The sequence below is a fragment of the Streptomyces sp. NPDC093600 genome, from assembly GCF_044764755.1.
In the GTDB taxonomy this organism is placed as follows: domain Bacteria; phylum Actinomycetota; class Actinomycetes; order Streptomycetales; family Streptomycetaceae; genus Streptomyces.
The window spans coordinates 78,195-96,841 of sequence record NZ_JBIWIU010000002.1 but is presented as its reverse complement, the minus strand read 5'-3'; the positions used below and the strand labels follow the sequence as shown (position 1 = coordinate 96,841).

At 70.6% G+C, this 18,647-nt stretch carries 14 protein-coding genes; 1 reads left to right on the top strand and 13 read right to left on the bottom strand.

All coding sequences use genetic code 11. The annotated features are described in order from the left end of the window. Nucleotides 1-76 precede the first annotated feature (76 nt). The 13 genes from ACIRB4_RS06065 to ACIRB4_RS06005 all read right to left on the bottom strand — a co-directional run bounded on the left by ACIRB4_RS06065 (nt 77) and on the right by ACIRB4_RS06005 (nt 17,506). Nucleotides 77-868, bottom strand: a complete 792-nt coding sequence (locus ACIRB4_RS06065) for a TIGR03936 family radical SAM-associated protein (protein WP_403288772.1) — start codon at nt 866-868, stop codon at nt 77-79. A 124-nt stretch (nt 869-992) separates the two neighbouring features. Further along, nucleotides 993-2,123, bottom strand: a complete 1,131-nt coding sequence (locus tag ACIRB4_RS06060) for a hypothetical protein (RefSeq protein WP_403288771.1) — start codon at nt 2,121-2,123, stop codon at nt 993-995. A gap of 75 nt (nt 2,124-2,198) precedes the next feature. After that, on the bottom strand, nt 2,199-4,127 hold the full coding sequence (locus tag ACIRB4_RS06055) for a TIGR03960 family B12-binding radical SAM protein (protein WP_403288769.1): 1,929 nt from the start codon (nt 4,125-4,127) through the stop codon (nt 2,199-2,201). A 50-nt stretch (nt 4,128-4,177) separates the two neighbouring features. After that, the gene (locus ACIRB4_RS06050; RefSeq protein WP_403288768.1) at nt 4,178-5,701 is read right to left on the bottom strand and encodes a CHAD domain-containing protein; all 1,524 of its coding nucleotides are present in this window, start codon (nt 5,699-5,701) and stop codon (nt 4,178-4,180) included. Between the two features lie 40 nt (nt 5,702-5,741). Next, nucleotides 5,742-6,941: a rod shape-determining protein RodA gene (gene rodA, locus ACIRB4_RS06045; protein WP_403288767.1), complete on the bottom strand. Its 1,200-nt coding sequence runs from the start codon at nt 6,939-6,941 to the stop codon at nt 5,742-5,744. Nucleotides 6,942-6,945: 4 nt separating this feature from the next. Next, nucleotides 6,946-9,138: a penicillin-binding protein 2 gene (mrdA, locus tag ACIRB4_RS06040; protein WP_403288766.1), complete on the bottom strand. Its 2,193-nt coding sequence runs from the start codon at nt 9,136-9,138 to the stop codon at nt 6,946-6,948. 19 nt (nt 9,139-9,157) lie between these two features. Next, nucleotides 9,158-9,820: a rod shape-determining protein MreD gene (gene mreD, locus ACIRB4_RS06035; protein WP_403288765.1), complete on the bottom strand. Its 663-nt coding sequence runs from the start codon at nt 9,818-9,820 to the stop codon at nt 9,158-9,160. A gap of 4 nt (nt 9,821-9,824) precedes the next feature. Continuing rightward, entirely contained in the window at nt 9,825-10,889 is a 1,065-nt protein-coding gene (gene mreC / locus ACIRB4_RS06030) for a rod shape-determining protein MreC (protein WP_403288764.1), read from the bottom strand. Nucleotides 10,890-11,009: 120 nt separating this feature from the next. Further along, a complete protein-coding gene (locus tag ACIRB4_RS06025) occupies nt 11,010-12,029 on the bottom strand; it encodes a rod shape-determining protein (RefSeq protein WP_093876113.1) in 1,020 nt (339 codons plus the stop codon). A 280-nt stretch (nt 12,030-12,309) separates the two neighbouring features. Next, on the bottom strand, nt 12,310-12,720 hold the full coding sequence (gene ndk / locus ACIRB4_RS06020) for a nucleoside-diphosphate kinase (RefSeq protein ID WP_403288763.1): 411 nt from the start codon (nt 12,718-12,720) through the stop codon (nt 12,310-12,312). Between the two features lie 131 nt (nt 12,721-12,851). Beyond that, the gene (locus ACIRB4_RS06015) at nt 12,852-13,223 is read right to left on the bottom strand and encodes a DUF4233 domain-containing protein (protein WP_403288762.1); all 372 of its coding nucleotides are present in this window, start codon (nt 13,221-13,223) and stop codon (nt 12,852-12,854) included. A gap of 5 nt (nt 13,224-13,228) precedes the next feature. Further along, nucleotides 13,229-14,728 carry a glutamate ligase domain-containing protein gene (locus tag ACIRB4_RS06010; RefSeq protein ID WP_403288761.1) on the bottom strand — a complete coding sequence of 500 codons (1,500 nt, stop codon included), beginning with the start codon at nt 14,726-14,728 and terminating at the stop codon, nt 13,229-13,231. A 156-nt stretch (nt 14,729-14,884) separates the two neighbouring features. Further along, nucleotides 14,885-17,506 carry a valine--tRNA ligase gene (locus ACIRB4_RS06005; RefSeq protein WP_403288759.1) on the bottom strand — a complete coding sequence of 874 codons (2,622 nt, stop codon included), beginning with the start codon at nt 17,504-17,506 and terminating at the stop codon, nt 14,885-14,887. Nucleotides 17,507-17,644: 138 nt separating this feature from the next. On the opposite strand from ACIRB4_RS06005, the gene ACIRB4_RS06000 reads away from it, so the two are divergent. Further along, a complete protein-coding gene (locus tag ACIRB4_RS06000; protein WP_403288758.1) occupies nt 17,645-18,631 on the top strand; it encodes a hypothetical protein in 987 nt (328 codons plus the stop codon). The last annotated feature ends 16 nt before the right edge of the window (nt 18,632-18,647 follow it).

The window sequence follows — 18,647 nt, the reverse complement described above, 5'->3', positions numbered from 1 at the left end:
CGAAAGTCTTCTGGTCAGTGCGCTGCCCGACCCAGGTGGCTCCCGAGTGCCAGGGCTGCGCTACAACGACCGCTCCCTACGCGGTACCGGCACCCGGCGCCGTCGCTGAGGCGGTCGCGGCGGCCGTGGGTGGAGCGGCCGTGATCGCCTCGCGGTCGGGCGCGAGCGGGTCGGTCACCGTGCCGGACTCCTCGTCGAAGAGCCCCTGCGCCAGCCTGGTCACCGCAGCGGGGACCGGCGGCGCCAGGTCGGCCACAGCTCGGAGACCGGACAGGACGTCGTCGGGTCGTACGGCAGGTGTCACGTGCCGAACAACCAGCCGCAGTATCGCACAGGCATTGTCCAGCGGCCTATCAGCTTCGGATCGTGCCTGTGGACGGTCGGCGACGAGGTCGGCGACGGCGGAACGGGCGTCGAAGGTGCGGATGCCGTTCTTGGTCTTGCGCCGCACTTCCACGGTCTCGGCCGCGAGGAAGGTTTCGACGGCCTTCCGCGCGTCCTCGACGGTGACGCCGTCGAGCCGCAGCTCCCACACGGAGGCGGTGAGCCGGTCGGCGAGCCCGGAGGTCCGGGCCTCGACGGCATCGGTGATGTCGAGGCCTGCCGGGAGCGACTCGTCGAGCAGGACCCGCAGGGTCTCCGGATCCCGCGCCTCGGTGAGGGCGATCTCCAGGTACTCGGCCTCGGATCCCGTACCCGTAGGGGCGGCGTTGGCGTACGACACCTTGGGGTGCGGGGTGAAGCCGGCCGAGTACGCCATGGGCACCTCGGCTCGGCGCAGCGCCCGCTCGAACGCGCGCTGGAAGTCACGGTGGCTGGTGAACCGGAGGCGGCCGCGCTTGGTGTAGCGCAGTCGGATGCGCTGCACCGCCGGTGCGGGCGGCGGGCCTTCGGGCTGTCGCTTGCCCAGTGGTTCTTCTCCTCGGTGCGGGGCGGGCGCGGGTGGCGCACCGCCCACGAAATGCGGGTGGCCCCTGGGGGTCCCGACCGGCTCACCCCCGCCGGAACGGGGAGATCTCGGGTGCGGGCGCCACGCCGGAGGCGGTTGTTGTACTACCCAGAGTACGCGTAGAGGCCGCCACCGGTTCCCCAGGCTCGGTCGGGCGGGCTCCGCCGACCAGGGCGTGCCAGGCGTCCCGCCTGGCCTGTCGCACGGTGGCGCGGGCGGAGGCGAGGGCGGCGCGGGCGGCGCGCCCCGCTTCGAGGGCGGCCTTCCGGGCCGGGGCCCAGACCTGGTCGCGGACCCAGTGGCCGACGGGGACGCACACGCTTCGGTAGATCCAGACGGCGGGCCGGCCGACCAGCTGCCAGGCCACCCACCTGAGCGCCCGCCCGACGGCCCGGGAGACGAAACCGGCGATCCGCCAGCAGACCTGGAAGGCGTCACCGATCTCCCGGCAGACGGGAACGATCACCCGCCGCCACAGCCAGCGGGCCGGTGCCACCACCCCGTAATGGACGACCGGCACGACGACGTACCGCCAGAGCGCCACCCACGGCCACACGAAAACAGCCCGGCCCACCCAGGCCAGACCACGCCCGAGCCCGGTGAACAGCCAGGCGAGTCCGCGCCCGAGGCCGGCGAGCACCCGGGCGAGTCCGCGCCCGAGGGGCGCGAGGACGGTGCCGTACAGCCAGAGGGCGGGGAGCGCGAAGGCGTAGCGGACCACCGGCAGGACGCCGTACCGCCACAAGGCGTCGGCCAGGAGGGTGAGCGTGCGGCCGATCGGGGTGAGGATCCACCGGTACGCCCAGAGGGCGGGGACGACGATCCCGTAGCGGACGGCCGGTACCAGCAGATAGCGCCAGAGCCCGACCCACGGCCACACGAACACGGCCCGGCCCAGCCATCCGGCGGCGACGGCCAGTCCTCGGAAGAGCGGCGCCAGAACGTTCCTGCCCAGCCAGACCAGAGGGGCGGCCACCTGTCGGCCGAGCCGGCCGAGCCATCGCGCCAGCGGCCGCAGCAGCACCCGCTCGGCGAACCGGCCGCAGACGACCAGGACGTCCCAGACCATCCGGACCGGCACGACGACCACCAGCACCACGATCCGGACCGGGACCCTGATGAACGCCGTGAGGCAGCCCTCGGGCCGGGGCGGCCGCGACTTCTCCATGCTCATGCAGGACATGACGCGACGGCCCGGCCGAAGGTTTCCCCTCGGCCGGGCCGTCGTCGGAGTGTGACGGAGAAGGCGCTACTTGACGACCGTCAGCGGCAGCAGCTTCTTGCCCGTCGGGCCGACCTGGATCTCGGTCTGCATGGCGGGGCAGACACCGCAGTCGAAGCACGGCGTCCAGCGGCAGTCCTCGACCTCGGTCTCGTCCAGCGCGTCCTGCCAGTCCTCCCAGAGCCAGTCCTTGTCGAGACCGGAGTCCAGGTGGTCCCAGGGCAGGACCTCCTCGTACGTGCGCTCGCGCGTGGTGTACCAGTCGACGTCGACGCCCATGGACGGCAGGGTCTTCTCGGCGCACGCCATCCAGCGGTCGTAGCTGAAGTGCTCGCGCCAGCCGTCGAAGCGGCCGCCGTCCTCGTACACCGCGCGGATGACCGCGCCGACGCGGCGGTCGCCGCGCGAGAGGAGGCCCTCGACGATGCCGGGCTTGCCGTCGTGGTAGCGGAAGCCGATCGAGCGGCCGTACTTCTTGTCGCCGCGGATCTTGTCCCGGAGCTTCTCCAGGCGCGCGTCGGTCTCCTCGGCGGAGAGCTGCGGCGCCCACTGGAACGGCGTGTGCGGCTTGGGCACGAAGCCGCCGATGGAGACCGTGCAGCGGATGTCGTTCTGCCCGGAGACCTTACGGCCCTCGGCGATGACCTTGACCGCCATGTCGCCGATCTGGAGGACGTCCTCGTCCGTCTCGGTCGGCAGGCCGCACATGAAGTACAGCTTCACCTGGCGCCAGCCGTTGCCGTACGCCGTGGAGACGGTCCGGATCAGGTCCTCCTCCGAGACCATCTTGTTGATGACCTTGCGCATGCGCTCGGAGCCGCCCTCGGGGGCGAACGTGAGACCGGAGCGGCGCCCGTTCCTGGTCAGCTCGTTGGCGAGGTCGACGTTGAAGGCGTCCACGCGGGTCGAGGGGAGGGACAGACCGATCTTGTCCTCCTCGTACCGGTCGGCGAGCCCCTTGGCGATGTCACCGATCTCGCTGTGGTCCGCGGAGGACAGCGAGAGGAGGCCGACCTCCTCGAAGCCGGTCGCCTTGAGACCCTTCTCGACCATCTCGCCGATGCCGGTGATGCTTCGCTCCCGCACGGGGCGCGTGATCATGCCGGCCTGGCAGAAACGGCAGCCGCGGGTGCAGCCGCGGAAGATCTCGACGGACATCCGCTCGTGGACGGTCTCGGCGAGCGGGACCAGCGGCTGCTTGGGGTAGGGCCACTCGTCGAGGTCCATGACGGTGTGCTTGGACACGCGCCACGGAACGCCGGAGCGGTTGGGGACGACGCGGGCGATACGGCCGTCGGGGAGGTACTCGACGTCGTAGAAGCCCGGGATGTAGACCGAGCCGGTCTTCGCCAGCCGGAGGAGGACCTCCTCGCGGCCGCCGGGGCGGCCCTCGGCCTTCCAGCCGCGGATGATCTCGGTCATGTCGAGGACGGCCTGCTCGCCGTCGCCGATGATCGCCGCGTCGATGAAGTCCGCGATCGGCTCGGGGTTGAAGGCGGCGTGGCCGCCGGCGAGCACGATCGGGTGGTCGACGGTGCGGTCCTTCGACTCCAGCGGGATGCCCGCGAGGTCGAGGGCGGTGAGCATGTTGGTGTAGCCGAGCTCGGTGGAGAAGCTCAGGCCGAAGACGTCGAAGGCGCCGACGGGGCGGTGGCTGTCCACGGTGAACTGCGGGACGCCGTGCTCGCGCATCAGCTCTTCGAGGTCCGGCCAGACGCTGTAGGTGCGCTCGGCGAGGACGCCCTCCCGCTCGTTCAGCACCTCGTAGAGGATCATGACGCCCTGGTTGGGCAGACCGACCTCGTACGCGTCGGGGTACATCAGCGCCCAGCGCACGTCGGCGGACTCCCACGGCTTGACCGTGGAGTTCAGCTCTCCACCGACGTACTGGATCGGCTTCTGCACGTGCGGGAGCAGGGCTTCGAGCTGCGGGAAGACAGACTCGGCAGCAGACATCTCGAACCTTCGTGAGCTGGCAGGGGGCGACTCTCAAGCGTACCCGGTGCTCAGCGGGTGAGTGCCGCCCTCTTCTTCGGCGCGGAGGCCCGCTCCCAGGCGTCGGGGAAGGCGCGTTCCCGGGCCGCCCCTTCCGCTTCCTCGCGGCCGTGCAGGAGTCCCCAGGTGAAGGCGGACTCCCCCGCCGCGTGGGCCTGGATGCCGAGGGTGCGCAGGGTCTCGCGGGCGACGACGCTGTCCTGGTGGTCGCCGAGGACCGACTGGACGGCCTTGAGGTGCCGGGCGAAGCGCTTGGCGGGCTTGCCGAGCGCGGGGACGGCGGCCTCGGCGGCATAGCGGGCCCGCTTGGCGGCCTTGCGGGCCTCGTGCATGGCGCGGTCGCGCTCGGGCCCCGGAGGGAAGGTGAGGGCCCGGTCGACGCGGCCGGCGAGGCGGTCGTAGTCCTTCAGGACGGCCTTGGCGACGACCGGCGGCGCGGCCCGGTGGGCGGCCTTGCGCAGCGGCGGGTCGGCGAGGAGCCGGTCGAGGGTCTTCAGGAGCACCAGATGGCGGTCGGAGTCCAGGGCGGCGAGGACCGTGCGCCGGGCGTCGGTGCGCCGCGAGGCGTCCCAGACCTGCAGGCGGGCGCGGACGGGGCCGAGGAGCAGGGTGTCGGGGAGGTCGTCGATCCGGCGGCTCAGGCGGGCGGCGAGGACCTCCTGGTCGCGGGCGACGCCGAGCTCTCCCGCGAGCCACTTGAGCTCGTCGCCGATGGGGTCGGTGACGGTCCGGTCGAGGATCCCGCGGTACGTCTTGAAGGCGCTGCGGAGCCGTCGGGTGGCGACGCGCATCTTGTGGACGGAGCCGGGCAGGTCGCGGCGGACGGCGGGGTCGAACCGGACGATGGTCTCGATCTGCTCCCGTACGTACGCGAGGACGCCGGCGCCCGCGGTGGTCCCGTCCAGGGGCTCCGGCCGGACCGGGCCGGGCTCGGGTGCCGTCTCGGCCAGGGCCCTGGCCAGCTTGGACGGTGAGGCGGAGGGCCGTACGCCGGCCTTCTTCAGGCGCTTCTCGACCGCGTCGAGGAGGCCGGGGTCGGTGCCGTCCGCCAGCTCGACCTCGATCTCCTTCCAGGAGGCGGTCGCCCCCGGGTCGTTGTCCAGCCGCTCCGCGAGGACCGTGTCGACCGACACCTCGGCCAGCAGGGTGCCCTCGCCGTCCACGAGGTGGCGGACGTCCCGGGAGGAGAGGAGGCGTACGACGGGGACGACGTCCTCGTCCAGGGTGTGGGAGCGCAGGAGTTCCGCCAGGGGCGCCGGGAGGGTGTCGGCCAGCGGCGCCCTGACCTCGTCGCGGATCCCGGCGGCGACCGGGAACTTGAGGTGCCAGCCGGCGTCCTGGCCGCCGGTGCGGCGGCGCAGGGTGAGCGAGTCGGCGGCCAGGCGCAGGTCGGCGGTGTCGTAGTAGACGGCGTCCAGTTCGGCGACGCCCCGGTCGAGGACGGCGGCCACGCCGGGGGCCTTGGTGAGGTCCGGCAGGGTCGTCTCGTCGGTGGCTTCGTACTTCCGCTCGATCTCGCGCTTCGTCTCCGCCATCATTCGAATCTCATTGCCCGCGGAGCGCCGGTCCATGCCGTCATGCCGTCATCGGCCGCTGGACCCTGATGGACTGGAGCAGTCCGATCGCCACCCAGACCGCGAACATCGACGAGCCGCCGTAGGAGACGAACGGCAGCGGGAGTCCCGCGACCGGCATGATGCCGAGCGTCATGCCGATGTTCTCGAAGGACTGGAAGGCGAACCAGGCGATGATGCCGGCGGCGACGATCGTGCCGTACAGCTCCGTGGTCTCGCGGGCGATCCGGCAGGCCCGCCAGAGGATGAGGCCGAGCAGCGCGAGGATCAGTCCGGCGCCGAGGAAGCCGAGCTCCTCGCCCGCGACGGTGAAGATGAAGTCGGTCTGCTGTTCGGGCACGAACTGGCCGCTGGTCTGGTGGCCGTTGAAGAGTCCCGCGCCGTACAGGCCGCCGGAGCCGATCGCGATGCGGGCCTGGTTGGTGTTGTAGCCGACGCCCGCCGGGTCGAGTTCGGGGTTGGCGAAGGCGGCGAAGCGGTTGATCTGGTACTCGTCGAGGACGCCGAGCGCGGCGACGAGGAGGGCGCCGGTGACTCCGGCGGCGATGAGGCCGAAGACCCAGCGGTTGGAGGCGCCGGAGGCGAGGAGCACCCCGAGCACGATCACCACCATGACCATCACCGAGCCGAGGTCGGGCATCAGCATGACGATGCCCATCGGGAGCGCGGCCAGGACGAGCGCCTTGGCGACGGTGCCGTGGTCGGGGTGGATCTGGTCGCCGGCGTCGACCTTGGCCGCCAGCAGCACCGCCATGATCAGGATGATCGTGATCTTGACGAACTCGCTGGGCTGGAGGGAGAAGCCGCCACCGATGACGATCCACGCGTGCGCGCCGTTGATGGTCGCGCCGAGCGGGGTGAGGACGGCGAGGATCAGCAGGAGGGAGATGCCGTAGAGCACCGGCACCGCGCCGCGCAGGGCGCGGTGGCCGAGCCAGACCGTGCCGAGCATGAGGACCAGGCCGATGCCGGTGTTGAGCAGGTGCCGCCAGAGGAAGTACTCCGGGTCGCCCTGGTTGAGCTCGGTGCGGTTCCGGGTGGCGGACCAGACGAGCAGCGCGCCGAGCAGGGACAGGGCGAGGCTGGAGAGCAGGATCGGCCAGTCGAGCCGGCGCAGCACCGAGTCGCGGGCGGTGAGTCTGGCGAGCGGCCCGCGCTCGGGGGCGTACCGGGAGACGGAGAAGCCGTGGGCTGCGGTCATCGGGTCAGTCCCTCCAGACGGGAGGCGGCCCCGCGAGTGGCTCCTGCCCGCCTTCCCTCTTCTTGTTCGGGTCGACCAGCTGCGACTTGGGGTCGTACGGCTTGACCTCGGGCGCGTCGATGGAACCGTCGGGCTGGATCTTCGGCAGCGTCTGCTGCGGCTTGGGCAGCAGGGCGCGCTTGAGGTCCTGGTTGCCCTCGTCGTCGAGGCCGTAGAGGGCGTCGTAGATGTTGCGCACGGCGGGGCCGGAGGCGCCGGAGCCGGTGCCACCCTGGGAGATCGTCATGACGATGGTGTAGTCGTCGGTGTAGGTCGCGAACCACGAGGTGGTCTGCTTGCCGTAGACCTGGGCGGTGCCGGTCTTGGCCCGCATCGGGATCTTGTCCTGCGGCCAGCCGCCGAACCGCCAGGCGGCGGTGCCGCCGGGCTCGACGACGGAGCGCAGGCCCTTGTCGAGGTCGCTGATGGTCTGGGCGTCGACCGGCAGCCGGCCGTGCGCCTTGGGCTTGATCTCGATGATCCTCTTGCCGTCGGGGCTGATGACGGCCTTGCCGATGGTGGGGTTGTAGAGGGTGCCGCCGTTGCTGATGGCGGCGTAGGCGGTGGCCAGCTGGACGGGGGTGATGAGGACGTCACCCTGGCCGATGGCGAAGTTGATGCTGTCGAACGCCTTCAGCTGGTTGCCTTCGAGGCAGCTCTCGTACGCGATCTGCTCGACGTAGCTGCCGCCCTTCTTGCCCTGCTTGCACCAGGAGTCCTTGTTGGCCTCCCAGAAGCTCTGCTTCCACTGGCGGTCCGGGATGCGGCCGGTGACCTCGTTCGGCAGGTCGATACCGGTCTCGGAGCCGAAGCCGTAGTCACGGGCGGTCCGGTAGAACCAGTCGTTGGCGTCCTTCTTCGGCTTTATTCCGCCGTCACGCTGCCACTCCTGGTGGCCGAGGCGGTAGAAGACGGTGTTGCAGGAGAACTTGAGTGCGTCCCCGAGGGTGATGGGGCCGTGGCCCTTGGACTCGAAGTTCGCGAAGCTGCGGTTGCCCATGCTGTACGAGCTGCTGCAGTTGTAGCGGTCGTTGAAGGGGTAGCCGGCGCGCACGGCGGCGCTCGCGGACACCACCTTGAAGACGGAGCCGGCCGGTGCCTGGCCCTGGATGGCCCGGTTGAGCAGCGGATAGTTGGAGTTCTTGTCGGTGAGCCGGGTGTAGTCCTTGGCGGAGATGCCGCCGATCCAGGCGTTGGGGTCGTAGTCGGGCTGGGAGGCCATCGCGACGACCCGGCCGGTCTTGGACTCCATGACGACGACGGCGCCCGCGTCGGCCTCGTACGGGCGGCCGGTGATCTTGTCGGTCTCCTGCCGGACGGCCTTCATCGCCGCGTGGAGCTCGTACTCGGCGACCGACTGGACCCGGGCGTCGATGCTGGTGACGACGTGGGAGCCGGGCACACCCGGGTCGGACTGCGTCTGGCCCATGACCCGGCCGAGCTTGTCGACCTCGTACGAGGTGACACCCGCCTTGCCGCGCAACTGCTTGTCGTACGTACGTTCCAGGCCCGAGCGGCCGACCTGGTCGGAGCGCAGATGCGGCGAGTCGGTGTCCTTGGCCTTCTCGATCTCCTCGTCGGTGACCGGCGAGAGGTAGCCGAGCACCTGCGCGGTGCGGGCCTTGGCGGGCGCCGGGTAGCGGCGTACGGCGGTGGGTTCGGCGGTGATGCCGGGGAAGTCCTCGGCGCGCTCGCGGATCTGGAGGGCCTGCTGCGGGGTGGCCTCGTCGGTGACCGGGATCGGCTGGTAGGGCGAGCCGTTCCAGCAGGGCTGCGGGGTCTCGGAGTCGCAGAGCCGGACCTTGTCCATGACGTCCTTGGGCTTCATGCCCAGGACGCCGGCGAGGCGGGTGAGGACGCCCTTGCCGTCGTCCTTCATCTTCATCAGGGCGGTGCGGGACGCGGAGACGACGAGGCGGGTCTCGTTGTCGGCGAGCGGGACACCGCGGGCGTCGAGGATGGAGCCGCGGACGGCGGGCTGGACGACCCGCTGGACGTGGTTGCTCCTCGCCTCGTCGGTGTACTCCTTGCCGTTGCGGACCTGGAGGTACCAGAGGCGTCCACCGAGGGTGAGGAGGAGGGAGAAGACGAGGACCTGGATGATGACGAGCCGGATCTGGACCCTGGGAGTCCGCCCGGTCTCCGGGATGTTGCTCATACTGCCGGTGCCCCCTCGGTCACAGTCGCTTGACTCCCTTGATGCGTCCGGCGCGTGAGGCTCTGGTGCGGGCCGCCTTGACGAGCAGTCCGCCGCGCTGGGATCCGATCCGCAGGCCGGTGCCGGAGGCGAGCCAGCCGGAGGCGACGTCGGTGCCTCCGGTGGTCTCGGCGAGCGGGTCGTTGTCCACACGCCGGGCCAGCGCCATGATCAGCGGCACGGTGAAGGGCGCGAGGAGCAGGTCGTAGACGACCGCGGTGAAGAGCAGGGAGCCCAGGCCGACATGGCGGGCGGCGGTGTCCCCGACGAGCGCGCCGACCCCCGCGTACAGCAGGGTGGTGCCGATCGCGGCGGCGACGACGACGGCCATCGGGCCGCTGGCGGACTTGAGCCGGCCGTTCTCGGGGCGGGCGAGTCCGGCGAGGTAGCCGATGAGGCAGAGCACCAGGGCGTAGCGGCCGGCGGCGTGGTCGGCGGGCGGGGCGAGGTCGGCGATCAGGCCGGCCCCGAAGCCGACGAGGCAGCCGCTGACGGGCCCGTACACGAGGGCGAGAGCGACGACGGTCAGCAGGACGAGGTCCGGTACGGCGCCGGGGAGCTGGAGGCGGGCGAGGACGGAGACCTGGATGACGAGGGCGACCACGACGAGCGCCGTGGAGAGCAGGATGCGGTTGAACTTCATGGTGTCAGTCCCCCTGCAGCTGGTTCTGTCCGTCGTCCTGCGGTTCCGGCGGCACCGGCGGCCGGCTCGCCTGCTGTTCCGGCTGCTGACCGTCCGGCTGCTGTCCCGGCTGCTGTCCGTCCTGCGTCTGCTGCCCGGGCTGCTGTCCCGCCTGTTCACCCTGGGGTGCGGGTGGGGTGACCGTGACGGTGACGGTCGGCGCGGGCTTGGGCTTGGGCGGCAGGACCATGTCGCGCGGGTCGGTGCGCGGCGCCTGGACGACGATGCCCACGATGTCGAGCTTGGTGAAGCCGACGTACGGGCGGACGTAGACGTTGCGGGTGAGGCCGCCGCCCGCCGGGTCGACGCGGACGACCTCGCCGACCGGGACGCCGGGCACGAAGGGCCGGTTGGCCTGCGAGCCGAAGGTGACGAGCCGGTCCCCCGGCTTGACCTTGGCCTTGCCGTTGAGGAGCTGTACGAGCAGCGGGCGGTCGCCCTGGCCGGTGGCGAAGCCGAGTTCGTCCGTCTTCTCCATGCGCGTACCCACGGTGAAGTCGGGGTCGTTGGCGAGCAGCACGGTCGAGGTGGAGGGGCCGACCGTGGTGACGCGGCCGACGAGACCGGAGCCGTTGAGCACGGTCATGTCGCGCCTGATGCCGTCGTCGGCGCCGGCGTCGATGGTGACGGTCCAGGAGAAGCCCTGGGCCGCTCCTATGGCGACGACCTCGGCGGCCTTGATGCCGTACTGCCCGGCACCGGCCGTCTTCAGCATGGTGTCGAGCTCGCGGAGGCGGCTGCGGTTGCGGTCGTCGCTGCCGAGCTTGGCCTTGAGGGCGGCGTTCTCGCGCTCCAGGGCGGCGATCCGGGTGTGCCGCTCGCCGGAGTCGCGTACGGCTCCTATGGCGTTGCCGATCGGGTCGACGGCGGCCGCGACGCCGTTCTCGACCGGTCCGAAGACCGCGGCCGCGGCCTGCCGGGCGCCGTCGACCGGTGACTCCTCGCCGCCGCGGATGTCCACCGTGATCAGTGCGAACGCGATGGCGATCAGCAGCACCAGGAGCAGCCGGCTCTCTCGTGTGTCCCTCACGTGCGGCGGCCGTGCCTTTCCTCTTGGTTCGGTTGTTCCGAGCGGTGTGAGCCGTGGTGTCGACGATCCGCTGTACGGGTGGCGGTGTCGCCACCCGTACAGCGGATGTCCCTTGGTCCCCTACCGGCGGGGCTGGGCGTCCAGGACCTGCTGGAGCGCCTCGAACTCCTCCACGCACTTGCCCGAGCCGAGGGCCACCGAGTCCAGCGGGTCCTCGGCGATGTGGATGGGCATCCCGGTCTCGCGGCGCAGCCGCTCGTCCAGGCCGCGCAGCAACGCACCGCCACCCGTGAGAACGATGCCGCGGTCCATCACGTCACCGGAGAGTTCCGGCGGACACTTGTCGAGCGTGGTCTTCACGGCGTCGACGATCGCGTTGACGGGCTCCTCGATCGCCTTGCGGACCTCCGCGGCGGAGATGACCACGGTCTTGGGCAGACCGGAGACGAGGTCGCGGCCGCGGATCTCGGTGTGCTCGTCCTTGTCGAGGTCGTACGCCGAACCGATGGTGATCTTGATCTGCTCGGCGGTGCGCTCACCGAGGAGGAGCGAGTACTCCTTCTTGATGTGCTGGATGATCGCGTTGTCGAGCTCGTCGCCGGCCACCCGGATGGACTGTGCCGTGACGATTCCTCCGAGCGAGATCACGGCGACCTCGGTCGTGCCGCCGCCGATGTCGACGACCATGTTGCCGGTCGCCTCGTGCACGGGGAGGCCCGCGCCGATGGCGGCGGCCATCGGCTCCTCGATGATGTGCACCTGTCGGGCGCCGGCCTGGGTCGATGCCTCGATGACGGCGCGGCGCTCGACTCCGGTGATGCCGGAGGGAACGCACACGACGACCCGGGGGCGGGCCAGATAGCGGCGCTTGTGGATCTTGAGGATGAAGTAGCGGAGCATCCGCTCGGTGATCTCGAAGTCGGCGATCACGCCGTCCTTCAGCGGCCGGACGGCGACGATGTTGCCGGGCGTCCGGCCGATCATCTTCTTCGCCTCGGCACCGACCGCGAGGATCCCGCCGGTGTTGGTGTTGATCGCGACGACGGACGGCTCGTTCAGAACGATCCCTCGACCCCTGACGTACACCAGCGTGTTGGCGGTCCCGAGGTCGACAGCCATGTCACGGCCGATGAACGACATAGAGTTCCCCTTGTTTCCCATGAGGATGCGTCGGGCCTTCCCAATTGGAGCTTGACGGCTTCTCAGGTCGGCGAGGTGGTGAGTGCGGTGGTGCGGCGTGGATTTTGCCATCGTAGTGCCGCCCGCACGGATACCGCGCGGTGGTCCACCTCTGTATAGGTGACGGTAGGACGCAGCGATGCGTTCCCGGTTGCGTCGTTCATATGCCCGGGGGCGACCGAAATTCCATCGGTCGCCCCAGGTCGTTGCGGTGGATGGCTGACACGCGGTCAGCCTCGGGTCACGCCCCGGGGAAGAAAATCTTCATTTCCCGAATGGCGGACTCCTCGGAGTCCGAGGCGTGAATCAGGTTCTCCCGGACGATGGTCCCGAAGTCCCCCCGAATGGAGCCGGGGGCCGCGGCGATCGGGTCGGTCGGGCCGGCCAGGGTCCGCAGGCCCTCGATGACCCGCTCGCCCTCGACGACCATGGCGACGACGGGGCCGGACTGCATGAAGCCCATCAGCGGCTCGTAGAAGGGCTTGCCCTTGTGCTCGCCGTAGTGCTGCTCCAGCGTGTCCTCGCTCAGCTCGCGCAGTTCGAGGGCGGTGATGGTCCAGCCGGCCTTCCGCTCGATACGGCCGATGATCTCGCCGATCAGCCCACGGCGGACGGCGTCGGGCTTGAGCAGGACGAGCGTGCGCTGGCTCACGGTGGAGACTCCTTACGAATGCGGTGTGCGGACCTCAGAGGCTACAGGGCCCCCACGGCCGTCGATTACGCAGCGTCAGGCCCTACGGAGACCCGGGCGCCGAGCCCGGATCGCCGCGGTCCCGGGGGCGGTCAGCCGGGCTGACCGGCCTCCGCTTCCGCCGCCCGCGCCTGCGCCTGTGCGGCCCAGCGCGCCTTGGCCTCGTCGATCTTCCGGCCGTAGTGGAGGGAGGCCCACCAGAGCACGGCGAAGGTCGCGCCGAGGAAGAACATCACCGGCACCACGAAGCCGCTGGCGATCAGGGCGATCTGCAGCGCCCAGCCGAGCTGGAGGCCGCCCGGGCGGGTGATCAGCCCGCACAGCAGCACCGACAGCAGCATCGCGACACCGCAGACCGTCCAGACCGTGGTCAGGGAGAGGCTGTCGTCCTTCATCGCGACGAGCCCGGCGAACCCGATCACGAAGAACTCGCCGATCAGCGTCGAGGCACAGAGCGTACGCATCGGATTCAGCGCCTTCCGAGGAGCAGCCGGGCGTCCCCGACCGTGAAGATCGAACCGGTCACCAGCACACCCGCGCCGGCGTACTCGCCCTCTTCCTCGGCGAGCGTGATCGCCGCCTCGATGGCGTCGTCCAGGCGCGGCTCGACGACCACCCGGTCGTCCCCGAAGACCTCGACCGCGATCGCGGCCAGCGCGTCCACGTCCGTGGCGCGCGGGCTGGAGTTCGCCGTGACGACGACCTCCGCGAAGATCGGCTCGAACGCCTCCAGGAGCCCCCTGGCGTCCTTGTCCGAGCTGGTGGAGACCACACCGATGAGCCGCGAGAAGCCGAAGGACTCACTGACGCCCTCCGCCGTGGCCCGGGCGCCCGCCGGGTTGTGGGCGGCGTCCAGGAGGACCGTCGGGGAGTTGCGCACGACCTCCAGCCGGCCCGGCGAGGACGCCGCGGCGAAGGCCCGGCGGACCGTGTCGATGTCCAGCGTGCGGGCGTGGTCGGCGCCGATGCCGAAGAACGCCTCGACCGCCGCGAGGGCGACGGCCGCGTTGTGCGCCTGGTGCGCACCGTGGAGCGGCAGGAAGACGTCGTCGTAGACGCCGCCGAGGCCGCGCAGGGTCAGCAGCTGGCCGCCGACGGCGACCTCCCGCTCCACGACACCGAACTCCATGCCCTCGCGGGCCACCGTGGCGTCCACCTCGACGGCCTTCTTGAGCATGACCTGCGCCGCGTCCACCGGCTGCTGCGCCAGGACGACCGTCGCGCCCTGCTTGATGATCCCGGACTTCTCGCCCGCGATGGCGCCGGGTGTCTCGCCGAGGCGGTCGGTGTGGTCGAGGTCGATCGGGGTGACGACGGCGACCGAGGCGTCGATGACGTTGGTGGCGTCCCAGGTCCCGCCCATGCCGACCTCGACGACGGCCACGTCCACGGGGGCGTCGGCGAAGGCGGCGTACGCCATCCCCGTCATGACCTCGAAGAAGGAGAGCCGGAACTCCTCGCGGGCGTCCACCAGCTCCACGTACGGCTTGATGTCCTGGTACGTCTCGATGAACCGCTCCGCGGAGATCGGGGCGCCGTCCAGGCTGATCCGCTCGGTGATCGTCTGCACATGCGGCGAGGTGTACCGCCCGGTGCGCAGGTCGAAGGCGGTGAGCAGGGACTCGATCATCCGGGCCGTGGACGTCTTGCCGTTCGTGCCCGTGATGTGGATCGAGGGGTAGGCGCGCTGCGGCTCGCCGAGCACGTCCATCAGGGCGGCGATCCGCCGCACCGACGGCTCCAGCTTGGTCTCGCCCCAGCGGGAGGCGAGCTCTGTCTCGACCTCGCGCAGCGCCTTGTCGACCTCCGGATCGGAGGGCCGGGCGGGCACGGGGTCGCCCTGGGGCGGGCCGGCCTGCGCGCGCAGCGTGCGGCTGCCGGCCTCGATCACCGCCAGGTCGGGGTCACGGTCGGTCTCGGCGTCGACGATGTCGTCGAACTGGTCGAACTCGTCGCGGGGCTCACTCACGGACCCAGTCTACGGAGGGGGACCGACAGGACCCGGGACCACCCCTTTCGGGACTTTCGCCCCACGCGGTACGCGATCCACCGGGCGCCCCGATCCGGCGGGCGCCCCGACGGCAAGAGGCCCGGAACCGACCGGTTCCGGGCCCCTCACCAGTGCTCACGCCTGCGGCAGCCGCTCCAGCTGGGCCTGGATGCGGGCGATGTCCTCGTCCGCCTTGGCGAGCCGCGTCCGGATCTTCTCGACCACGTTGTCCGGCGCCTTGGCCAGGAACGCCTCGTTGCCGAGCTTCCCGTTGGCCTGCGCCTTCTCCTTCTCGGCGGCGGCGAGGTCCTTGGCGAGCCGCTTGCGCTCCGCCGCCACGTCGATCGTGCCGGACAGGTCCAGCGCGACCGTGGCGCCGGCGACCGGCAGGGAGGCGGTGGGCGAGAAGCCCTCGCCCTCCGGCTGCAGACGCAGCAGCTGGCGGATGGCGGCCTCGTGCGGGGCGAGCGCGGTGCCGGTCAGCTCCAGGCGGGCCGGGACCTTCTGGCCGGGCTGCAGGCCCTGGTCGGAGCGGAACCGGCGGACCTCGGTGACGACCTGCTGGACCAGCTCGATCTCCTTCTCGGCGGCCTCGTCGCGGAAGCCCGAGTCGGCCGGCCAGTCCGCGATGACGACGGACTCCTTGCCGGTGAGCGTGGTCCAGAGCGTCTCGGTGACGAACGGGACGATCGGGTGCAGCAGCCGCAGCATGACGTCCAGGACCTCACCGAGGACCCGGCCGGAGACCTTGGCCTGCTCGCCGCCCGCGAAGAACGTGGTCTTCGACAGCTCGACGTACCAGTCGAAGACCTCGTCCCACGCGAAGTGGTAGAGGGCGTCGGCGAGCTTCGCGAACTGGTAGTCGTCGTAGTACGCGTCGACCTCGGCGACCGTCTTGTTGAGACGGGAGAGGATCCACCGGTCCGTGGCGGACATCTCCGACGGGTCCGGCAGCGGGCCCTCGACCGTCGCGCCGTTCATCAGCGCGAAGCGGGTCGCGTTCCAGATCTTGTTGGCGAAGTTACGGGACGCCTTGACCCAGTCCTCGCCGATCGGGACGTCGACACCCGGGTTGGCGCCGTTGGCCAGGGTGAAGCGGACGGCGTCGGAGCCGTACTCGTCCATCCAGTCCAGCGGGTTGACCGCGTTGCCGAAGGACTTCGACATCTTCTTGCCGAACTGGTCGCGGACCATGCCGTGCAGGGCGATGGTGTGGAACGGCGGGGTGCCGTCCATCGCGTACAGGCCGAACATCATCATCCGGGCGACCCAGAAGAAGAGGATGTCGTAGCCGGTGACCAGGACGGAGTTCGGATAGAACTTCGCGAGGCTGTCGGTCCGCTCCGGCCAGCCGAGCGTGGAGAACGGCCACAGGCCCGAGGAGAACCAGGTGTCCAGGACGTCCGTGTCCTGGTGCCAGCCCTCGCCCGACGGCGGCTGCTCGTCCGGTCCGACGCAGACGACCTCGCCGTTCGGGCCGTACCAGACCGGGATGCGGTGGCCCCACCACAGCTGGCGCGAGATGCACCAGTCGTGGAGGTTGTCGACCCAGTCGAAGTACCGCTTCTCCATCTCCTGCGGGTGGATCTTGACCTTGCCGTCGCGGACCGCGTCACCGGCGGCCTTGGCGAGCGGGCCGACCTTGACCCACCACTGCATCGACAGGCGCGGCTCGATGGTCGTCTTGCAGCGCGAGCAGTGCCCGACGGAGTGGACGTACGGGCGCTTCTCGGCGACGATCCGGCCGTCGGCGCGCAGGGCGGCGACGATGGCGGAACGGGCTTCGAGGCGGTCCAGGCCCTGGAAGGGGCCGTGGGCGGTGATGACCGCGCGCTCGTCCATGATCGCGAGGTTCGGCAGGTTGTGGCGCTGACCGATCTCGAAGTCGTTCGGGTCGTGCGCCGGGGTGACCTTGACGGCACCGGTGCCGAACTCGGGGTCGACGTGCTCGTCGGCGACGACCGGGATCCGGCGGCCGGTCAGCGGCAGCTCGATCTCGGTCCCGACCAGGTGCTTGTACCGCTCGTCGTCCGGGTGGACGGCGACGGCCGTGTCACCGAGCATCGTCTCGGCGCGGGTCGTGGCGACGACGATCGCCGTGTCCCCGGAGCCGTACCGGATGGAGACGAGCTCGCCGTCGTCGTCCTGGTACTCCACCTCGATGTCCGAGATGGCCGTCAGACAGCGCGGGCACCAGTTGATGATGCGCTCGGCGCGGTAGATCAGCTCGTCGTCGTAGAGCTTCTTGAAGAGCGTCTTCACCGCCTGCGAGAGGCCCTCGTCCATGGTGAAGCGCTCACGGGACCAGGCGACACCGTCACCCAGGCGCTTCATCTGGCCGGAGATCTGGCCCCCGGACTCGGCCTTCCACTTCCAGACACGCTCGACGAACGCCTCACGGCCCAGGTCGTGGCGGGACTTGCCCTCCTTGGCGAGCTCGCGCTCGACGACGTTCTGGGTGGCGATACCGGCGTGGTCCATGCCCGGCTGCCACAGCGTCTCGTACCCCTGCATGCGCTTGCGGCGGGTGAGGGCGTCGATCAGCGTGTGCTCGAAGGCGTGGCCCAGGTGGAGCGAGCCGGTGACGTTCGGCGGGGGGATGACGATGGTGTACGGAGGCTTCTCGCTCTTCTCGTCGGCCTCGAAGTAACCACGCTCTACCCAGCGCTCGTACAGCTTCCCCTCTACTTCGGCCGGCGCGTACTGGGTCGGCAGTTCGGGGTTGGTTGCTGGCTGCTGCTGAGTGTTCTCGGTCACGGGGTCAGTTTAGGGGTGCGGCGGGGTGCTCCCGAAACTCGATTGTTCGGTAACGGTGTGGGCCCCGCCGCCCCGGGCGGGCGGCCGTTCCGTCAGGATGTTCGCTACGCATAAACGTCCTGTGAGGGGAACCTGTCCATGAGCTACAACCAGCCGGGCCCGTACGGCGGCCAGCCGCCGCAGCAGCCGGGTCCCTACGGCCAGCCCGGCCCGTACGGCGGCCAGCCGCCGCAGCAGCCGGGCCCGTACGGTGCCCAGCCCGGCTACGGCTACCCCCAGCAGGCCCCGCAGGGCGTCCCGCCGCAGCAGCAGCCGTACGGCTACCCGCAGCAGCAGCCCCAGCAGCCCGCCCCCTACGGACAGCCTCCCCAGCAGCCCCCCTACGGCCAGCAGCCCCCGTACGGCGCCCCCCAGGGCCCCGGCGGCTACCCGCCGCCCCCGCCGGGCGCCCCGAAGAAGAAGACGGGCCTCGTCGTCGTCGGCGCGATCGTGGCGCTCGCGCTGGTCGGCGGCGGCGCGTGGTACTTCACGGTGGGGGGCGGTGGCTCCTCGATCGCTGACGACGGCCCGCACAAGTTGATCACCCCGGAGACGGTGCTCGGCGAGTACAAGAAGAACCCTGGCAGCGACGGTTCGGGCAGCAAGGACTCCCTCAAGGAGGCCCAGCAGAACGGTGTCAAGAACGCCACGAACGTCAGCGCCGGGTACCAGGTGAAGGATGCGACCAACCCACTCGGCACCAAGATGATCTCCTTCAGTGGCCTCTACGGCGAGATCGACGACCCAGAGAAGGTGGTCGACAGCGTTTTCGCCAACATCAAGGCGGAGGCCGAGAAGGACAAGGGCAAGGCCGACGAGCCGGAACTGGTCGGCAGCCCGCAGGAGTACAAGCCGGCGGAACTCGACGGCGCGGTCCTCAAGTGCCAGCAGGCCAAGACCAAGGGCGACGCCGCCACCTCCACTCCGGCGTTCACCATGACGTTCTGCGTGTGGGCCGACCACAGCACGGTCGGCTTCGTGACGCCGATGGACATGGCCTCCGTGGCTACGGGCAAGGCCGGCTCCGCCGACGAGGCCGCCGCCATCACCGCCAAGCTCCGCAAGGAAGTCCGCGTCAAGCTCTGATCCGCCCTACGGCGGC